This window comes from Bacillus mesophilus, assembly GCF_011008845.1.
Lineage (GTDB): Bacteria > Bacillota > Bacilli > Bacillales > SA4 > Bacillus_BS > Bacillus_BS mesophilus.
Window position 1 is genome coordinate 37,421 of record NZ_JAAIWM010000004.1, and the last position, 20,158, is coordinate 57,578.

The following is a 20,158-nucleotide window of genomic DNA, read 5'->3' on the forward strand; positions in this document are numbered from 1 at the left end:
ATAACATCTGTATCTGGACGTTGTCCGAATATTTTGCACTAATTTATATACTATCTTTTTATTATACTATTTTTTATAAATATCATAGAGTTTATTAGTAATTTCATACAGTTATTCATTATAAATTCTTCCGACAAGGAAAATAGTATTTATTTTTTGATATTCTTCAATTAGAAACAGCGGAGACAACTTTAGTTGGATAGTTGATAGTTACTTTGATAACCGAAATAAATCTGATAGAATGATAGAGTAATTATGATTATTTAGAATTAACAAACCATAGAGCAAAATGGAGGGTCAATGATGAAATTAGAACAATTTTTACAAAAACAAAATGAAAAATTAAAAGAATTACATATTAAACGTGCTGAATCTTCCTGGATGTCTTCGACGACTGGAGAAGATGAATGGAATAAGAAAACTGCCCAAGCTCAAACAGAGATGAATGTATATTTTTCTAATAAAGAGCTGTTTGAAAAGGTAAAACAATTTCTTGAAGAAGATGTTGCAAACCCTTTAGATCAAAGACAATTAGAAACTATTTATGCAAACATGGTTCGAAATCAATTACCAGAAGAAGACTTAAAAGAAATGGTAAGTCTTTCAACTGAACTAGTAAGTGTGTTTAACACATTTAGATCGACGTTAGATGGTAAGGAAGTTTCAGAAAACGATGTTCGTGAAATTCTTATTAAAAGTAATGATATAGAGCTAAGGGAAAGAGCATGGCATGCTAGTAAGCAAATTGGAAAAGAAGTAGAAGAAAAGCTATTAACGCTTGTTCGCAAACGTAATGAAACGGCACGTCAACTAGGCTATGAAGACTACCATCAAATGAGCTTTGAGTTACAAGAGTTAGACCGCGAGTATGTGTTTAATACTTTTAAAGAGTTAGTTGAATTATCAAACGAACCGTTTCGTCAATTAAAGGGTGAAATGGATGTTGAGTTAGCAGAGCGTTTCAACATTTCAGTTGAAGAGTTACGACCATGGCATTATGCTGATCCTTTCTTTCAAGAAGCTCCTCCTTCTAAAGGTTTGGACCTAGATCCTTTTTATAGGGGGAAAAACCTTGAGGAACTGACTAGTGAAACGTTTAAAAGCATGGGTATGGACATCAGTGACATGCTGGCTAAAAGTGATTTGTATCCACGTGCAAAAAAGAATCAGCATGCTTTCTGTACGGATATTGACCGAGAAGGTGATGTGCGTGTGTTATGTAATAATACTGAATCTGATTACTGGTCTGCTACAATGCTTCATGAATACGGTCATGCAGTTTACTTTAAATATATCGACCGTAACTTACCATACAGTTTACGGAGACCCGCTCATACACTAACAACAGAAGCGATTGCTATGCTTTATGGTCGTATGGCAAAAGACCCAGCATGGATGCAGCAGTTCTTAGGATTAGATCAGTCGCAGGTAGATGAACTAAAGCCACAGATTGATTTGTCATTAAGAAGACAAATGCTTATATCAGCACGTTGGATTATGACTTTTGCATTCTTTGAACGAGAGCTTTATAAAAATCCAGATCAAGATTTAAATTCGTTATGGTGGAACATTGTTAAAGAAGTACAGTTTGTTAACCCACCAGAAGAACAAGATTACCCACATTGGGCAGCGAAAATTCACTTTACACTTGTACCTGTTTACTATCAAAATTACTTATTGGGTGAATTAACAACTTCTCAGCTACAAAGATATATTGAAAAAAATATTTCTGAAGATTTATATACACCTAAGGTAGGAGAGTTCTTAATCAATGAATTTTTTGTACCTGGTGCAAGAGAGCATTGGAATACAAAGATTGAAAAAGCAACAGGAGAAAAACTAAACCCTATTCATTTTGTGGAGCAGTTTGTAAACCAAAAACAAGGGGTATAATTTTTACGGAAGCGGTCCGGAAATGGATCGCTTTTTTGTTATCTCTGTGGGAACATATACTTCCCTATACATCAAAATCAAACTTTGTAATACAATAAAGCTATCTAAATGCGAAGGGAACATATGAGATGAAACACCAAGAGGAATTAAGTAAAGCAAACAAGAAAATAGATGAAAAAGCAAAGATTGTTCAATCTACTCAATGGTATCCCACCTATCATGTTGCCCCAAAGGTAGGTTGGATGAATGATCCGAATGGGTTTTGTTATTTTAATGGAGAATATCATGTGTTTTATCAGCACCATCCTTTTTCTCCTCATTGGGGACCCATGTATTGGGGACATGCTAAAAGTAAGGATTTATCCAGTTGGGAGCATCTCCCGATTGCCCTTGCCCCAAGTGAGGACTATGATCAGGACGGCTGTTTTTCAGGAAGTGCCATTCAAATAGAAGACAAGCTATATTTATTCTACACTGGTAATGTTTGGACAGGTGAGGATCGTGATCATGACTTAAAACAAGTTCAATGTATAGCTGTTAGTGAGGATGGTGTTCGTTTCACAAAGGATGTAAGAAACCCTATTATTGCAAATGCACCGGACGGAAATATCCATCCGTTTCATATTAGAGATCCAAAGGTATGGAAAAAGGATGAATATTATTACATGGTATTAGGCTCAAAAACTAAAGAAAACGTGGGTCAGATCTTACTTTATCGTTCTATAGACTTGTATGAATGGGAGTTTATAAACATTGCAGCCACTGGGGAAGGGAATTTTGGTTTCATGTGGGAATGCCCAGATATTTTCAACCTGGACAGTCATGATATTTTGCTCATGTCACCACAAGGGATGAAACCAGAAGACTATAAATATCATAACCTTCATCAATCAGGATATGTTGTTGGAAATTTAGATTATCAAACAGGAACTTTCCAACACGGTCCGTTTGAACTTTTAGACCATGGGTTTGATGTGTATGCACCACAATCAACAGTTGACGAACAAGGTAGACGTATTATCATCGCTTGGATGAATATGTGGGAAAGCGAAATGCCTGAACAACAGCATGAATGGGCTGGTGCATTAACAATCCCACGTGTAATGACATATGAAAAAGGTGAAATTCGTTGTCGCCCAGTTCCAGAGTTACAAAAACTACGGAAAGAAAAGATTTCTTTTCAAAATATAAACGTGAATGGGAATATTGAGTTAAATGAAATAAACGGAAACAGTCTTGAATTACAAATTGTATTTGACGCAAAAAAAGCTTCTACATTTGGAATAAAACTTAGAGTAAGTGAGAGTTTAGGAGAGGAAACAGTCCTTACATATGATACAACCAGTGAGATGTTATCCTTTAACCGTGATTCATCAGGACAAGGACCTAAAGGAGTCCGGCAAGCTCCTGTGCAACTAAAAGATAACAAGCTTCACCTTCAAATCTTCCTTGATCAATCTTCTCTTGAAGTTTTTATAAATGATGGGGAGAAAGTAATGACTGGACGAATTTATCCTGATCAACACTCAAGTAGCATCCATTTCTTTAGTCAAGGAGAATGTAGCATCATTGAAGTAGAGAAATGGAATTTAGGGAGTGCTTTTTAATGGGACAAGGGGACAGGTTTACTGTCCCTAAAATTCTACCCATTAATAATAGGAATCCTGTTCTTCCAGGGTCTTGCTTGTTCAAGCTGTCCAGCTAATTGAAGCAAAGTCGCCTCATCCCCTAAAGGTGCCATAAAGTGTACACCGATCGGAAGACCATCATTATTCCAAAACAAAGGTACTGACATAGCAGGCATACCCGTTGTATTTGCAAGTGGGGTATAAGGCACCCACTCATTTAGACGGTTAACATACTGCTCTCTATTTCCTTGATAGGATAATTCACCAATTTTTAAAGGTGGTTCTGCTAAAGTTGCTGTTAAAAGAAGATCATAGTTACTGAAAAACTGAGTCATCTCCCTTGTCACCTGCTGCAGGTAAGCAAGTGCTGAAAGGTATTCAACACCTGTAATGGCATTACCTCTCTTAACCACTTCCCATGTATAGGGCTCTAATTCATCCTCGGATGGTAATCTTCCAATCAACTTTGATAGAGAGGAGATTCCTTGTGCTAGTGATGTTGGCCACAGAATCGAGAATGCATGATTATATTGTTCAACGTGAATAGACGGGGAAGCCAATTCCACCTCGTGGCCTAGGCTTTCACATAAAGCTGCAGCATCTAGAACAGCATTTTTACTATCATCATGGATACTACTACCATTAAATCCACTTGTCATCATAGCAATTCTTAGTTTTCTTGGATTTTTAGAAACTTCACTCTCAAAAGAGTTCTCTGGTCTTGGAACATCGAATGGATAGCCTGGACCGCTACCACATGTCCAATCTAATAATCTCGCACTATTTCTAACGGAACGAGACACACAATGATTAACGCTTAATCCAATCGTGTCTGGATATTTTGGGTTCCGACCTCTACTCACCTTTAAACCAAAAAGTCCACAGCATGAAGCGGGAATTCTAATCGAACCACCACCATCTGAAGCATGTGCCATCGGAACCATTCCAAAAGCAACTGCGGCTGCGGCACCACCACTTGAGCCTCCAGCAGTATGTTCTAAACTCCAAGGATTTCTTGTTGGACCATGTAGCGTAGGTTCTGTTGTGGGTAATAGCCCAAACTCACATGTGTTTGTTTTCCCGATTGTAATAAGTCCTGCGTTTCGTATTTTAGATGAATATTCACTATCCACTGGAGCTGTAAAATCTTTTAAGTATCTCGAGCCAGCAGAATAGCTTGTACCCTCGTAAAATTCTAAATCCTTCATTAAAAAAGGTACTCCTGCAAATGGTCCAGTAATACGATCACTCTTGCTTGCTTCTAATCCAGCTTCATATAGCTTGCTGTTCACTGCATTTACTTTAGGATTTATTCTCTCTATTCGCTCAATAGTAGATTGAACGATTTCCTCAGAAGATACTTCCTTTTTATTAATTAATGTGGCTAAATCCGTTGCATCAAGCCATTGTAATGAGTCCATGTTTACCTCCAAAATAATTTGCTATTGTGAAATTTCTATTATGGTATAGGATTCTCCTCTATTAACTAGTAATTAAATAGGTAAAATTCTTAAATATATTCCTGTTAAAAGTTGAAGTAGTTGATAAAAAGCATATAATGATAGGATAGTAGAGCCTTAACAGGAATGTGTTAAGACCTAGATCGAATAGTCAACAATGATCGTATAAATTTCAAACAATAAGTCAATTAAATAAGCGGTTGTTGTTAAAAAGGAGCTTTTCAAATTGTATAAAAAAGTAATTGTCTATACAAGCAGTGATTGCGTAGAGTGTACCTATGTAAAACAGATGTTAACTGATGTTGGAGTCTCTTTTGAATCAAGAGATATTACCTCAAATCAGGAGTTTCAAAGAGAAGTGGAGAAGTTTGGATTTATGGGTGTACCAGTAACCGTTGTTGGCGACACTGCTATAAAGGGGTTTACATTAGAGTTAGTCGAGATCATTGAAAGTTTAAAGCATAAAGAGTAGCTCCAAATACTATGTTTTTTTAAGAATACTTCAATTTTCATATACATTTATGATAATATAGTTACTATTACATAGCGTGCCTCTTAAGGCACAACACACAAGATCAGAAAGGTTGAGAAAGAGTGGAACATAATTCTTCCAATTTTATACGAAATATTATTATAAACGATTTAGAATCCGGTAAACGAAATCATGTAATAACTCGCTTCCCACCAGAACCAAACGGATACTTACATATAGGACATGCGAAATCGATTGTCATTAACTTTGATTTAGCCGATGAATTTAATGGTAAAACAAATCTACGTTTTGATGATACAAATCCTTTAAAAGAAGATGTAGAATTTGTTAATGCTATAAAAGAGGACGTTAAATGGCTAGGCTATGATTGGGATGGTTTATTTTTCGCTTCAGATTATTTCCAACAAATGTACGAGAAGGCAGTCCTTCTTATAAATAAGGGTAAAGCGTATGTGGATGACTTATCTGCTGATGAAATTCGTGAGTACAGAGGTACCTTGAAGGAGCCTGGAAAAGAAAGTCCATATCGAAATCGCTCTATCGAGGAAAATCTTGATTTATTTGACCGCATGCGTAAAGGTGAGTTTGGGAATGGTGAAAAAGTATTAAGAGCTAAAATTAATATGAGTTCACCTAATATTAACTTACGTGATCCAGTTATATATCGTATTTCTCATGCAGTGCATCATAATACTGGCGATCAATGGTGCATTTACCCAATGTATGCTTTTGCTCATCCGTTAGAGGATGCGATAGAGGATGTAACACACTCAATCTGTACTACTGAGTTTGAAGATCAGCGTCCGCTTTACAACTGGGTGGTAGAAGAATGTGAAATGAAGAGTACGCCACAGCAAATCGAGTTCGGTCGATTAAACATTACAAATGCTGTTATGAGTAAGCGTAAGCTAAAACAGTTGGTGGATGAAGGGTTAGTAGATGGCTGGGACGATCCGCGCATGCCGACGGTTTCTGGATTAAGGAGAAGAGGGTATACGGCAGAAGCAATTCGTGCATTTGTAAGAGAAACAGGAGTATCAAAAGGCTCAGGTGTTGTGGATTCTCAAATGCTAGATCATTTTGTCCGTGAAGATTTGAAACTCAAAGCACCACGAACAATGGGAGTCGTTCGCCCTCTAAAAGTCGTGATTACCAATTATCCAGAAGGACAGGTTGAAATGCTAGACGCGGAAATTAACCCTGAGAACCCTGAAATGGGAACTAGACATATCCCATTTTCAAGAGAAATCTACATTGAGCAGGACGATTTCATGGAAGATCCACCGAAAAAATACTTCCGTCTCTTTCCGGGAAATGAAGTTCGTTTAAAGCATGCTTATTTCATCAAGTGTGAGGACTTCATCAAGGATGAGGACGGAAATGTTGTTGAAATTCATTGTACGTATGATCCAGAGACGAAAAGTGGTACAGGATTTACAGGGCGTAAGGTAAAAGGAACAATCCACTGGGTAGAAGCAACACAAGCAGTACCAGCTGAATTCCGATTATATGAGCCACTCCTATCAACTGAAGAAACAGAAGTGGATGAAGATACGGAAAAGACAGCAGATACTGAGAAGACGTTTCTAGACCAAATAAATCCAAACTCACTTGAGATCTTAAAAGGTTTTGTAGAACCTAATCTGAAAGATGTTGAACCACAAACCAAAATACAATTCTTCAGACACGGATACTTTAACGTCGATCCGAAGCATTCTACGAAAGACCAAATTGTATTTAACCTGATTGTATCGTTGAAAAGTTCGTTTAAGTTATAAAATGACAGCATCCCTTAAGTCGAGGGAATTTACAAACCTAAAACTTTGGAACAGCGGGACGGTTCTCTACTGCAGTAATAATGCAGATGAGCCGTCCTTTTGATTGAAGTGGATGGAGTAGTTATTACTCTCAAATACTAAGGATGACATTAAATAGGAGGTTCACAGATGACAAACAAAGATATATTGATTAGATTGCGATATGCATTAGATATAAGAAATACAGAGATGGTAGAGATCTTTAAACTTGGTGACACTGAGCTTTCGAAAGAAGAGGTAATCAAAATCCTTACAAAGTCAAAGGAAGAAGAGCTAGATGAAAATGAAGAAATTAGTAACAACATGCTAGAATCATTTTTAAACGGATTTATTACTTTTAAAAGAGGAAAACAAGAACCTAAGCCTGGACAACCTGAAAGACCGGAATTATCTAATGAATGTATAAATAACGTTCTACTAAAGAAAGTCAAAATTGCCTTATCATTAACAACCGATGACATCTTGGAAATATTCTTAAAAGCTGGAATTATTGTTACAAAGGGTGAGCTGGGAGCTCTATTAAGAAAAGAAGGTCATAAAAATTACAAAGAGTGCGGAGATAACTTTGCAAGGAACTTTTTAAAAGGATTAGCCGTTAAGTACAGAGGATAAAAAGCTCTGTACTTGTCTATTCTCTATTAAATTCCTACTATTCAATTAAAAAATAAACAGCCACAAAAACGGCGAGTAACGGAAGAACTACTAATATAACTGCAATAATTTGCATATTCCAAAAATCTTTATCTTGAGATAATATCCATATGTCACGGTTTGGGGAAAAATCCTTGTCAAACATATTCTTTTTTTCTTGTCGTTCGTTTCTAAATGTTAAAAAGCTTATTCCAAACATGAATAAACCAAATATCAATGAAATTACCAGGATTATATTCAATTCAAGATAGTCAAAAAAGTAATTGAGGAAATATAACACAACAAATAGGAACACGGTATTCGTTAAACCGTATAGGAAACGGACCTTGATTTTACTCCAGCCTCTAGCTATCATGGCTTTTCTTAGGAACAAGTATGTGATCACTGCTATTGCTATATAAATGAAGTTCAGGACATAATCCATATGTTTTTTCCTTTCGGAGGTAAAAAATGATGTTACTTTTTTCTAGTAATGTCCAAGAAAAAGCTCTTCTATTAAAAGTTTTGCACCATCATAGCGATTGTACCTCTCATCCAGGAAATTGGTAGTAATTACATTAACTCAGGAGATATAGCATGATACATAAGTTTAAAAATCAGACGTTGCGATTTGAAGTTGAATATAGAAATAGAGGGTCTATACGGATTACAATGGATCACTACGGAAATATTGAGGTACACGCTCCGAAAGGAACGTCAATGGAGAAAATTTTATCGTTTATAGAAGGAAATTGGGAACTAATTCAACAGAATCTAAACGAAATGAAAGCAAGGTTAAGTGGTCCACAAGGTAAAACCTATCAACCTGGTGAGACATTCCTCTATCTAGGAAAGACCTATCCGATAAAAATTGATCAAGTAGAAACCATTGAACGTGATCATGTAGAGTTCAAAGAAGATTATTTACAAATAAAAGTAAAGCAGTTAGAGGATGAAAAAATTAAACAAGCTTTAAAACGCTTTTACCATCAGCAGTGTAAAGCTCTTGTGGAAGATAGTATCGCAAAACATCAACGACATTTTAAAACAAAACCAAAGGGCATTCGTATTACTGATAGCAAAACAACATGGGGAACATGTGATTCCAAGCAACTGCTAACATTTAATTGGAAACTTGCTATGGCACCGCAGAAGGTAATCGACTACGTGGTTGTCCACGAGATGTGCCATATGGTTCACCTAAATCACGATCGATCCTTCTGGCGACTAGTTGGTAAATTATTTCCAGATTATAAGGAACAGGAAAAATGGTTGGCTTCATCTAATTGGAAAATGACAGTCTAGAACTAAAACCAGGCATTCAACTTAAAAAAACACTAAAGCCTAGTTTTTAAATACATGTTGTCCAATAATTACTGTCGTTTCTCTTGAGTCTAGCCAACGACTTGTAGCTATGGTTGGGTTATAAAAGAAAAGTGATCCGTTCGCTATATGTCTCATATCCGATAATGCAGCATGGACTGCTCTAATGGATTCCTTGTCAGCTGGTTTATTTATTTGACCATTGCTCACGGGTTGAAATTGCCCACGCTGATAAATAACTTCTCTTATTGTGTCAGGGAATAGAGGACTTTCAACTCTATTCAGGACAACAGAGGCAACAGCTACTTTACCTTCAAAAGGTTCTGTTTGAGCTTCAGCTCGTACAATTCTAGCTAATAAATCAAAATCTTCTTCTGAAATGCTTAGGTTAGTAGATTGATTGGTTTCTTGTACTTTTACTGTAGAAGGGTTATTAGCTTTCATTCTAGTTTCTTGTGAGTTATGAACGCGATCTGTATAAATAACTTGTCCAACAAAAATTAGATCAAGGTTATTAATTTGAGGGTTAGCCTTCGCTAATTCTATTAAGGTTAGGCCATGCTTACGGGCGATTTCTGACATGGTGTCTCCTTTTTCTACCGTATAAGCAAGTGCAGGTTCTGCAAATAAAAGAGTAACTAAGAATGTTAACGCAAATATTATTTTTTTCACAATTATGTCCTCCTAGTGGAATTGATTATTGGGAAACTTTTATATTTCTATCTCTATGAAGGAAGGACAAGAAATAGTATTACAGCTTGTTTACAGGCGAATTGGATAGAGTAGTCTAAGCTTCAGAAGACTGTTATTAAAGGGTTTTTTTCTAATGAAAATATCTAAAAGATGTTAGCAAAAGGGATTTCTAGAAAGGAATTAAAGCTAACAATCCCTACCATAATAAAAAGATAGCTATAATGGGAAATCCCAAAGAATGCTAGATATAGATATTAACTGACAGTATAAAAAGTTGACTTATGTATGGTCTTTACTGTCAATCTTTTTGGCTCTGTTAGTGTACAATGTTAATTTTTTTGCAGTGTTGATTGTAGTGGAAGGACGCGAGACTCCTGCGGGAGCAGCGTGACAGGTGAGACCCCGCAGGCGCATGCCGAGGAGGCTCACCGCACGCCCCGCGGAAAACGAGTGTCCTGTAACGAAAATCAACAACAAAGTTTAACAAAGCCATCTTTTTAAATGTCTTAATTGTTTTTTCAATAAGAATAGATGGAACATTGTAGGAAATACTGAGGAAGAAAAAAGTACAGATTGGAGGAGTTCGCAATGAAATCGGAGAAACCAACTAGCGAACTTGAAGAAATGTATGGGTTACAGCACAATCAAATAATAGAAACTCTACATATAGAAGCAAAACAAGAGTTTAAGCAAGAAGGACTTGATATAAAAAGCACTCTTGAAAAAGTGGATAAAAAGCAGAAATATTTAAATGAAGTGTGGATAAATGAGATTACTATTATAGTAAATACCTTTTTAAACCCGTTTAACTTACTTTTAATTGTTATAGCTATCTATTTGTACATGGAATACAAAAATAACATCTACTTTAATCCTGTTCTACCGAGTTTATTATTTCTGTTTGTATTAAGTGATTTCTTTATTAGAAGAAATGATCAGAAATAAAAAGATCATCTATATATTGGGTTCAACCACAACCAGGGGTTAAATCAATCAAAAGTGTTAACAATAAATAAGTAGAATCAATTAACATGTACTAGACTGTACATGTTTTTTGTTCATATCTAAATAGATTGCTACTGGAGTATATATAAAAGTGAAAAGTAATAACCATACAAAATTAAACAAGAGAGGGGAATATATTGTTGAACACCTTGTCTTTAAGGCAGAAAATTGGTCAGTTAATGGTTTGTGGATTTCAAGGGGATTCTTCATCAGATATCACAGATATAGAGACTCTGATTAAAGATTACCATGTGGGAGGAATTATCTTATTCGGTAGAAATATCGGCTCACCCATAGAAACATTAGAATTAACTACGACATTACAACGACTTGCAAAGGAATCCAATCAACAAGAGCCTCTTCTCATTAGTATTGATCAGGAAAATGGTATGGTAAGACGACTTGGTGAAGGAACGACCTCGTTTCCTGGTTCTATGTTGCTTGCAGCTACGAGAGATGAAAACCTTACATATGAAATTGGAAGAGCAACAGCAAGGGAGTTAAAGGCACTAGGTATAAACTGGAACCTAGCACCTGTTGTAGATATTAACAATAATCCAGATAATCCAGTCATTGGAGTTCGATCATTTGGAGAAACTGCAGAGGCAGTTAGTCTTTTCTCTAAAGCATCTATGAAGGGGATGCAGACGGAAGGGGTCATAACTACCCTAAAACATTTTCCTGGTCATGGAGATACACATGTTGATTCTCATTTAGCATTACCTGTTATAACTCATTCAGTAAAGGCCTTAGAGAACCTTGAACTTATTCCTTTTAAAGATTGTATCGAATCCGAGGCAGATACCGTTATGACAGCGCATGTCTATTTTCCAGCGCTTGAACCGGAAGAAAATAGACCGGCTACAATGTCCTATAAGGTAATTACTGAATTATTACGTAATAAACTTGGTTTTAAAGGAGTGGTTACTACAGATTGTTTAGAAATGAAGGCAATCTCTGACTCACCTGGAACCGCGTTGGGTGCTGTTGAAGCCATTAAGGCAGGAGTAGACCTTATCATGATTTCCCACGTTTCTTCATTACAAATAGAAGCGATTGAGGCAATTGTAGCTGCTGTTGAAAATGGTGATATTTCAGAACAAAGAATTGATGAATCCTATCATCGTGTACATATATTAAAAAATAAATATTTATCGTGGAATGATATTCCCCTAAATAGTGAAGAAATAAAAGTGTCAGATGTTGTTGGAAATAAACAACACCATCAATTAGCTGAAAATGCCTTAAAAAAAGGAATTACGATTGTAAAAAATAACGGCAATGTTATCCCGATTAAGGAAGGAAACAAAGTAGTGGTGATCTATCCAACAGCTTCTTACTTAACCTTAGTAGAAGAAGAAGGATATTCTAAAAACGAGTTAGGGATGATTGTTCGAGATATGGATCCTCATGCTACTATAATTCCTATATCTAATGATCCTAGTATGGTTGAAATAGACCAGTTAATAGGAAAGGTAACTGAATTCGATACGATATTAGTAGGGACACTATCTGCACGAACATCTGATGGTCAAACCGCTTTGTTACATCAATTAATGAAAACAGGGAAATCTCTCATTGTTCTTGCGATGAGAAATCCTTATGATTTAGCAATCGCACATGATGCACAGGCATTTATTACAACGTATGAGTTTACCGCAAATGCTCTAAACATGGCTGTGAAAGCAATCTATGGAAAAGAAATAGTTAGTGGGACGTTGCCTATTACAATCAGTTAAATAAAACAACTATGATACGATTGGAGGGAGTCCATTGGGTGTTGAGGCAGAAAAAAACTTATATTGTGAAACTTGCAAAGAAGAAACCACTCACCAAGCTTATGAGAATGCTTTAGAAATTGAATTCCGGTGTACAAAGTGTAATAAAAAAACAGAAATTGTTAAGAACTTTTTCTAACAGTTAAGAAGTAACTATATCCTCAAGTAAATGAGGGCATAGTTACTTCTTTTTGGACCTATGGCTAATTTCACTATTTATCTAGGTTAAAGTAGAGTCTCCTTAGGGTTGATGTATCATATACCTCTAATTTTTTTAGACCTTTAGGATGTCTATTCACTCCTGCAGCTTTAAGTTGTTGCACAAACCACCCCTTTGAACCTGTATACGTCATCATAATTCCCCTTTCTTTCTGTAGTGGAATTATATACATATGTGATTGTAGCTTATGATATGAATGAAAGTACTGTTAGATTCCATGAGAATCGAACAAGTGTTCAATGCTTTGAGCAATAAATTTTATTTAAACAATATCCCTTGATACTATAAAAGGAGACTTCAAAAGTGAAAGGATCATATAATCATGACAAACATTCAAATACCTGTCTCTGCCTTGAATTTAGCACCTATTAGACAGGGGCAATCCCCTGCCCAAGCCATTCAGTCAATGGTAGATTTGGCACAAGCAGTAGAGGAAATGGGTTATGAGCGATACTGGATTGCAGAGCACCATAATACTCCGACTCTTGTGAGCTCGGCTACATCCATTTTAATCAAACATACGCTAGAACATACGAATTCTATCCGGGTCGGATCTGGGGGCATTATGCTTCCAAACCATTCACCGTTAGTTGTTGCCGAACAATTTGGTACAATGGCTACAATTTATCCCAATAGAGTAGAGCTCGGACTAGGGCGAGCTCCTGGTACTGATATGATGACAGCAAGTGCCCTTAGACGATCACAAAAGGATTCAGTTTATACGTTTCCGGATGATGTTCAGTCTTTGCTAACTTATTTTGGTTCTGAGGAGAAGCAAGGTTATGTAAAAGCACACCCTGGGGTTGGAACTCAAGTATCGATTTATATACTTGGTTCTTCTACTGATTCTGCCTACTTGGCGGCAAGCTTAGGACTTCCTTATGCTTTTGCCTCACACTTTGCACCTACACATATGGAGGAAGCCATTAGAATATATAGACGTAGATTTCAGCCTTCACAATATCTTGATCAACCTTATATGATGGTATGTTTAAACGTGATCGCAGCAGAGAGTGATGCAGAAGCAGAACTATTATCTACTTCTATGCAACAGTTCTTTGTAAATGTTGTCCGTGGTACACAAAATCCCTTACAGCCACCTGTAAATCATATGGATGAGTTGTGGAGTCCAGCAGAAAAAGAAATGTCGTCTAAGATGACAAGTGTGACACTAAAAGGTAGTAAGGATACTATAAGACAGCAGCTTACACGCTTTCAGAACCTATACAACGTAGATGAAATCATGGCTGTTTCTTATATCTTTGATGAAGATCAACAGAAACGCTCCTATAAGATACTTAAAGAAGTGGTTAATGGAGAATAGGATCAAAAGAACACAGCACTTCGCTGTGTTCTTTTGATTATTGATTATATAAAAGAAAAGGGGGACTTGTTAAAATAAACAGGTCCAAACCTCCTATTTTTCGACAAATTTCAAGACTAATTATTCCCAATGTACCTGACTAAAGAAGGGTTTTCCTCATTTTCGCCCAATTTTCGTTCTATTGTTTGTATAATTAGAGCTTGAACAATGATTGTAGGAGGATTATCTGATGATGGAATGGGCGTTAGGTTTATTAGTTGGGACAGCAGCATTGTTGCTCATTTTTTCTTTTATGCAAAATCGACATGTAGCTAAATCTGAGCAACGAAAATTAGATACGATGTATTTAGGTATGATGGAGGAAATAAACAAACTCCAAAATCAAGTAAAAAATATTGAGATAGATGCTGAAATTACCGCTTCTGAAGTAGGAATTACACCTCAGGAACGTCAGCTTTTACGTGAATTGCTAGACTTGTATAAGCGCGGTTACTCAATGGAGAGCATTGCTACGAAAATTCAAGTTAACGAGGATGAACTCCAACAGTTACTTGCTCCTTACATAACTGCTGGTAATGAAAGGAGTAAAGTCGCTAATGAACACTAATCAAAAGAGTAGCTTTGCAGCTGGACTTTTAGTTGCCACTGTTATTTGCGGTTCTATTTATTTTCTGGAGCCAAATCAGGTTTCATCCGTTCCAACGATTGAATCGCCTTCAGAGGCAGAGATTAAAGAGTCGTTAACAACAGCGGGTTACGTGATCTTAACTGAGCAAGAGTGGGAAGAACAACTTGCGATTGTAGAGGCTGCTGAGGTAGAGGAAGAAGACCCTGAAGTAACAGAATCATCTACAGATACTTCTAATACAGGTGCTGAACAAGAAGCTGTTGCTTCTCTAACGATCTTGAATGTTGCATCTGGAATGACAAGTTTTGATGTAGGTAAAGTACTTGTTACGGTGGGCATTACCGATAGCGCCATGTCTTTTGTTCAGGAAGTAGAGAAACGAGGAGTTTCTAACAGATTACGTCCAGGTACGTATGAAATTAGTAGTGATATGACTGTAGATCAAGTAATTTCAATTGTATTTAAATAGCACCATTAAGACATCCTGAGACTAGGATGTCTTTTTACTATATAGTAAAATATAATTATTGATCTACGAGGATCTTAAGAGTAATCATTTATCTCTAAATTAATTCATCTAAGCTTGAAAGGAACATTAGCTATATGACATTTCTTGAAAAAATAAGACCCCATTTAGTATCAGATGACATATTAGTACAAGAAACAGTACTACATGCTTTAAATGAGTACCCAAACGTACCAGAAGAGTGGACTGTTGAGCTACTGAAGGAAGCACTCCGAAATAAAGAGAAGCAATCTTCTATTTTGATTTATATTGAAAATCAAGTGATTAATGAAGAAGGTTTATTGGTATTATTAGAAATAATTTCAACCATGGACAAGAGCAGTAGACACATAGCACTACGACTCTTAGAAAATATCAAACCACAGCTTGCTTTTACCTATAAAAATGACCTAAGTAAGTACCTGTCTGAAGACATGTTTACTCTATATAGTTTACTGCAAAACGGTGAAAAGGATCATGTATTAACAGAGTATAGAAATACACTGAAGTTGCTAGAAAATGAAAATCCTTATAAAACAAACTTGCTTTTTAATGCTAAGATGCTTGCGGAAAAGATTGTTGAGAAAGAGTGGATTACAGAAACAGAAATTTCGTCTATACTCAATCGTGAGCTTAATGAAGACTGGGTTTCCTTTGAAGGGATTTTTACCATATATATGATTGGGTTGTATAAGTTCGAAGCATTTATCCCTGTCATTACAAAGCTTTTATCACGAGATGAGGATACGTTATTAGAATATGTAGCAAATGCACTCATTCAGTTTCAATCCGATAAGGTTATAAAGGAAGTAGCACCATATCTATTAGATGAAGATACTGTGATTCTTGCTTCATCCGTTGCTGCTGCTATTAAGACAGACTATGCGGTGGAGGCTTTAAGAGGCGCCTATCAAGAGACAGAAGAAATTGCTTCTCAGGATTTGCTGATCGAAGCATTATGTCATCAACTGTCAACTAAAGCACTACCTGAGATTTCTGGACACATGAAACATGAATACCATTCAAGCCTTGTTGATATAGAGCAGGTTGTGTATGGATTCTATAAGATCGTCGGTGAGGACCATCCTCAACTGGATGATTGGAAACACCTAGCACTATATGGCGAGATGGATGATCAAGAGAGCGAAGAGACTAAACTTCCAATAAAAGTGGAAAACAAAGTGGGGCGAAATGACCCGTGTCCTTGTGAAAGTGGAAAGAAATATAAAAAATGCTGTGGGTGATAGGGGTAATAGAGGTAGGGGATACCTCTACCTTTTTTACCTATATCCTCAACATACTTATATAAGAAATAGTACGAATGTTTGTTCTGTTAAATAGTTTAAATATGGTATGATAGAATTACAACTACATACATGCAGGTAGACTGTTAACCACTTCCCGACAGAAGGGAGGTGGAAAAATGACGATTTATGAAGCATTAACAATTTCTCTACAATCTAATTTAGTCTTGCTAGGGATTATTACCATAGTCGTTATGCTGTTCGTCACAAATAAAAAGAAGTAACCGTCTCACCTCTACCAGGAGAAAAAGACAGTTACTTCTTTTTAGGTACATCTTACTCTTTGGTTAACCGCCTAAAGCGGTTGTAGTTGTTAGATCAGGTGTTACAGCACCTAATCTCTTTTAATATATGTCAATTATATATAATTATTTTATGTTAATCAATCTTTTGCTATTTCATGACTAACTAGTATTAGTAAAGCACCTAATCTTTCCGAAGTTACTAGTTCATTTGTAAAACAACATACAAAATAAAGGAGTATAAGCTTTTATGTTGAAAACCTAAATAAACAGATACATTTTTGGTTCCATAAAGAAAATTCTAAAAATAATAGCGAGGGATTCAAATTGAAATGGGAAGATTCATACATTGGAAAACTAAGAGGAGTTGCAGGGTCCCAGAAGTTAATTGTTCCTTCCGTTAGGGCTATTATTGAGAATGAAAGCGGAAAGGTCTTGTTCGTTAAACGATTTGAGAAAGAAAAATGGGGTATGCCCGCAGGTTCTATCGAATTAGGAGAATCCATATATGAATGCTTATGTAGAGAAGTGAAAGAGGAAACCGGACTAGATGTTATAACTGCCAATGTAATTGCATGTTATACTCATCCAAAATACGGCACGAAGAATGAATTTAATGATGAGTATCAATTATTTGAACTCCTATTTTGGGTAAACAAATGGGAAGGTACGGTAAAGCAAAATACAAACGAAACAATCTCTGCCAGTTTTTTTAGTAAGTCGCATCTCCCTAATGGAACTAATGAATTTTGGACGTCTTTTCACAAAGAGGTATTAGATGATTTAGCACTCTATAAAACAAATGGTCAATTGATCTTAAAATAACCCTTAGAGGAGTAAAAAAATGAGAAGAATGATTTTCCTATTGTTGGCATGTTTCTTTTTAACTACTTCCTCAACTAGTGCCTTAGAATGGGCCTATGGGTTTGTTGTACATAACGGCAAGGTATATGAAGTAAAGGAGGAAGAAACCCTCTCACAAGAAGAGATTGGAGATTTGATTGGAAAAGTAGAAACCAAAGCAGATGAGTATAGTGGAGATTATCACGGAAATGCCTCCAATTTTTACGAGATCGGAACACTTTATTATAAAATTGCTGAAGTGTCCATAAGCGAAGCTATTGCTGTGGAAACAAAACCGAACTATTATGTAAAAGCAGTTTATGTGCATGATGCGCCATTTCATATAACAAATATCTTATTCAGTGTTTATACTTGGATTCTCATTATGATCGTGATTCTTTTCCTTGGGATTATTGTATATAAATCTAAACAATCATAAGTTATGGAAGGGGAGAACATTTTATTGATTATATTTTATTTTATTTCCTTATACGTAACACCGATATTGGCAATCATTTTTTGTATAAATCTTGTTGAGATTATTAAGAAGATAAAGAAGGATCAACCTACTGCTAAAAACACTTTCTGGCTGACTTTCTCATTTCTACTGATTGTCTGGAGTATCGCCGTTACATCTTCAATTGGTCAGTAGAAAGCTATTAAAGTAGAGTAATAAAACGAGTTTGATAGGTTTTCAAAAAGATTAATAAGAAAAACAACATATTGTTATGGAATAAAAAATCCTTGACTATTGAAATTTTATATCATAAAATTTTGAAAAATCAAACTTTAGAACGTTGATAAAGGATTAGTATGCGGCCCTAGTTGTGACAGAGAGCGAAGTTTACCAGCTGAAAGATTTCGCCACAATTTAACCGCAGAACCTACCTTTTGAGTCCTATGAAAACATAGTCGGTATTCCTGACGTTACCAGGCAAGAGTGGGATGTATATGACATCCAAATTTGGTGGTACCACGGAAGCAGTGCCCTTTCGTCCTTATTGATAGGATGATTGGGCTTTTTTAGTTTAGAAAAAGGAGAGGGTTGTAGGATGGGGAAAAAGCGGATTGTTGTGAAAATAGGAAGTAGTTCCTTAACAAATGATGGTGGAGAAATTGATCAAAAGAAATTAGAAGATCATGTCTCTGCGATTGCTACACTTCGTAATGAAGGTCATGAGGTTTTATTGGTTTCATCCGGAGCCGTCGCTGCTGGGTTTAGAGGATTAGGATACCCAACTAGACCCACTACACTAAAAGGTAAACAAGCAGCAGCCGCAGTGGGGCAAGGACTATTAATGCGCAATTATTACGAGCAGCTTAATTTATTCGGAATACTTCCTGCGCAAGTTCTCTTGACCCGTTCAGACTTTTCTAACCGAGTTCGGTACCAAAATGCCTATTCTACATTAGTTGAACTTTTAGATAGAGGGATTTTACCAATTATAAACGAGAATGACACGGTGTCGGTTGAGGAGCTAACTTTCGGAGACAATGATATGCTTTCAGCACTCGTAAGTGGGCTTGTCCATGCAGATGAGCTTATCATCTTAACAGATATTAATGGAATATATGATTGTAATCCAAGAACCAATCCTTTCGCTAAACGTTGGGATCACCTTGATGACATTAAAGAAGAAATATTGATAGCCGCAGAAGGATCGGGTTCCAAAGTTGGCACTGGTGGAATGAGGTCCAAAATCCTTGCCGCTAAAACAGCTTTAACTTTAGGGGTACCAAGCTTTGTTGGACAGGGAATCGGTCCCTTAAAATTGTCGACCATACTAGCTGGAAATGGTGATGGAACCTATATAGTAAGTCAACAGCTTTATTCAATAAATACTAAGCGTCAGTGGATTGCCTTTCATTCGGAAGTGGCCGGAAGAATTTTTATTGACCCGGGAGCTGAGGATGCACTGTTGTTTAATGGTAAGAGTCTTTTATCTGCAGGTGTGTACGGTGTTGAAGGGAACTTTCAAAAGGGTGATGTGGTAGAGGTATTTGGTTCAGGTTCTATGTTAGGTAAAGGAGAAGTTTCATGTTCTTCTGAGGAAATAAAGGTCTCCATAGCAAACCGTGGAATAGATAGAAAAAAATTTGGAGAAATCATCCACCGAGATAAATGGGTCAAAATCTAATTTAAGATGAATTGTTCTGAGTAAAATTTCATAAAAGGTTATGCTGCTTAGCAGGTAGTTACGCACTTGTTTAAGACAAATTAGATTATAGAAATTATACTAGGGATTGGATGGAGTGCTACTTACCTTGGAGTGATTATATTCCTTCATTTCCACAGAGGGATACGGGAGTACTTTATCGAAATTTATAACAAGAGTATTAGGCAGCATAAAATTAGGAGGAGGCTATTTTTA

The 20,158-nt window shown here is 36.4% G+C and carries 20 protein-coding genes; 16 read left to right on the forward strand and 4 right to left on the reverse strand.

Going from position 1 to position 20,158, the window contains the following annotated elements:
• Window positions 1-300: 300 nt before the first annotated feature.
• Together G4D63_RS12255 and G4D63_RS12260 are read left to right on the forward strand one after the other, a co-directional pair.
• Complete coding sequence (locus tag G4D63_RS12255; protein ID WP_239585969.1) at window positions 301-1,893, forward strand: M2 family metallopeptidase; 1,593 nt, start codon at window positions 301-303, stop codon at window positions 1,891-1,893.
• A gap of 128 nt (window positions 1,894-2,021) precedes the next feature.
• On the forward strand, window positions 2,022-3,500 hold the full coding sequence (locus G4D63_RS12260; protein WP_163179957.1) for a glycoside hydrolase family 32 protein: 1,479 nt from the start codon (window positions 2,022-2,024) through the stop codon (window positions 3,498-3,500).
• Between the two features lie 35 nt (window positions 3,501-3,535).
• Here the strand turns inward: G4D63_RS12260 and G4D63_RS12265 are convergent, their stop codons facing one another.
• Window positions 3,536-4,942 (reverse strand): amidase, encoded by a 1,407-nt coding sequence (locus tag G4D63_RS12265; protein ID WP_163179958.1) that lies wholly within the window; start codon window positions 4,940-4,942, stop codon window positions 3,536-3,538.
• Window positions 4,943-5,207: 265 nt separating this feature from the next.
• Between G4D63_RS12265 and G4D63_RS12270 the strand changes: the two genes are divergently transcribed.
• The 3 genes from G4D63_RS12270 to G4D63_RS12280 all read left to right on the forward strand — a co-directional run bounded on the left by G4D63_RS12270 (window position 5,208) and on the right by G4D63_RS12280 (window position 7,903).
• Entirely contained in the window at window positions 5,208-5,453 is a 246-nt protein-coding gene (locus tag G4D63_RS12270; RefSeq protein WP_163179959.1) for a glutaredoxin family protein, read from the forward strand.
• A 122-nt stretch (window positions 5,454-5,575) separates the two neighbouring features.
• The gene (locus G4D63_RS12275; protein WP_163179960.1) at window positions 5,576-7,252 is read left to right on the forward strand and encodes a glutamine--tRNA ligase/YqeY domain fusion protein; all 1,677 of its coding nucleotides are present in this window, start codon (window positions 5,576-5,578) and stop codon (window positions 7,250-7,252) included.
• Between the two features lie 168 nt (window positions 7,253-7,420).
• Window positions 7,421-7,903 (forward strand): YehS family protein, encoded by a 483-nt coding sequence (locus tag G4D63_RS12280; protein WP_163179961.1) that lies wholly within the window; start codon window positions 7,421-7,423, stop codon window positions 7,901-7,903.
• A 37-nt stretch (window positions 7,904-7,940) separates the two neighbouring features.
• On the opposite strand, the gene G4D63_RS12285 is transcribed toward G4D63_RS12280, so the two are convergent.
• Window positions 7,941-8,366, reverse strand: coding sequence for a hypothetical protein (locus G4D63_RS12285; RefSeq protein WP_163179962.1), 426 nt, complete (start codon window positions 8,364-8,366; stop codon window positions 7,941-7,943).
• 152 nt (window positions 8,367-8,518) lie between these two features.
• On the opposite strand from G4D63_RS12285, the gene G4D63_RS12290 reads away from it, so the two are divergent.
• Window positions 8,519-9,226, forward strand: a complete 708-nt coding sequence (locus tag G4D63_RS12290) for a M48 family metallopeptidase (protein ID WP_163179963.1) — start codon at window positions 8,519-8,521, stop codon at window positions 9,224-9,226.
• A gap of 39 nt (window positions 9,227-9,265) precedes the next feature.
• Here G4D63_RS12290 and G4D63_RS22290 read toward each other — a convergent pair whose 3' ends face one another.
• On the reverse strand, window positions 9,266-9,916 hold the full coding sequence (locus G4D63_RS22290) for a cell wall hydrolase (protein WP_163179964.1): 651 nt from the start codon (window positions 9,914-9,916) through the stop codon (window positions 9,266-9,268).
• Between the two features lie 609 nt (window positions 9,917-10,525).
• On the opposite strand from G4D63_RS22290, the gene G4D63_RS12300 reads away from it, so the two are divergent.
• Both G4D63_RS12300 and G4D63_RS12305 read left to right on the forward strand, forming a co-directional pair.
• On the forward strand, window positions 10,526-10,882 hold the full coding sequence (locus tag G4D63_RS12300; RefSeq protein ID WP_163179965.1) for a hypothetical protein: 357 nt from the start codon (window positions 10,526-10,528) through the stop codon (window positions 10,880-10,882).
• Window positions 10,883-11,082: 200 nt separating this feature from the next.
• A complete protein-coding gene (locus G4D63_RS12305; RefSeq protein ID WP_163179966.1) occupies window positions 11,083-12,681 on the forward strand; it encodes a glycoside hydrolase family 3 protein in 1,599 nt (532 codons plus the stop codon).
• 251 nt (window positions 12,682-12,932) lie between these two features.
• Here the strand turns inward: G4D63_RS12305 and G4D63_RS12310 are convergent, their stop codons facing one another.
• Window positions 12,933-13,112 (reverse strand): DUF2639 domain-containing protein, encoded by a 180-nt coding sequence (locus tag G4D63_RS12310; protein ID WP_420837818.1) that lies wholly within the window; start codon window positions 13,110-13,112, stop codon window positions 12,933-12,935.
• Window positions 13,113-13,262: 150 nt separating this feature from the next.
• Between G4D63_RS12310 and G4D63_RS12315 the strand changes: the two genes are divergently transcribed.
• The 8 genes from G4D63_RS12315 to proB all read left to right on the forward strand — a co-directional run bounded on the left by G4D63_RS12315 (window position 13,263) and on the right by proB (window position 19,924).
• Window positions 13,263-14,264 carry an LLM class flavin-dependent oxidoreductase gene (locus tag G4D63_RS12315; protein WP_163179967.1) on the forward strand — a complete coding sequence of 334 codons (1,002 nt, stop codon included), beginning with the start codon at window positions 13,263-13,265 and terminating at the stop codon, window positions 14,262-14,264.
• Window positions 14,265-14,493: 229 nt separating this feature from the next.
• The gene (locus tag G4D63_RS12320) at window positions 14,494-14,871 is read left to right on the forward strand and encodes a hypothetical protein (RefSeq protein WP_163179968.1); all 378 of its coding nucleotides are present in this window, start codon (window positions 14,494-14,496) and stop codon (window positions 14,869-14,871) included.
• A complete protein-coding gene (locus G4D63_RS12325; protein WP_163179969.1) occupies window positions 14,861-15,361 on the forward strand; it encodes an endolytic transglycosylase MltG in 501 nt (166 codons plus the stop codon). The genes G4D63_RS12320 and G4D63_RS12325 overlap by 11 nt, the downstream gene beginning before the upstream one ends.
• Before the next feature lie 134 nt (window positions 15,362-15,495).
• Window positions 15,496-16,641 (forward strand): YecA family protein, encoded by a 1,146-nt coding sequence (locus tag G4D63_RS22085; protein ID WP_163179970.1) that lies wholly within the window; start codon window positions 15,496-15,498, stop codon window positions 16,639-16,641.
• A gap of 629 nt (window positions 16,642-17,270) precedes the next feature.
• Window positions 17,271-17,768, forward strand: a complete 498-nt coding sequence (locus G4D63_RS12335; RefSeq protein WP_163179971.1) for an NUDIX domain-containing protein — start codon at window positions 17,271-17,273, stop codon at window positions 17,766-17,768.
• Between the two features lie 19 nt (window positions 17,769-17,787).
• Window positions 17,788-18,225 (forward strand): hypothetical protein, encoded by a 438-nt coding sequence (locus G4D63_RS12340; RefSeq protein ID WP_163179972.1) that lies wholly within the window; start codon window positions 17,788-17,790, stop codon window positions 18,223-18,225.
• Between the two features lie 24 nt (window positions 18,226-18,249).
• Entirely contained in the window at window positions 18,250-18,438 is a 189-nt protein-coding gene (locus tag G4D63_RS12345) for a hypothetical protein (protein WP_163179973.1), read from the forward strand.
• A 400-nt stretch (window positions 18,439-18,838) separates the two neighbouring features.
• On the forward strand, window positions 18,839-19,924 hold the full coding sequence (gene proB, locus G4D63_RS12350; RefSeq protein ID WP_163179974.1) for a glutamate 5-kinase: 1,086 nt from the start codon (window positions 18,839-18,841) through the stop codon (window positions 19,922-19,924).
• Window positions 19,925-20,158 lie beyond the last annotated feature (234 nt).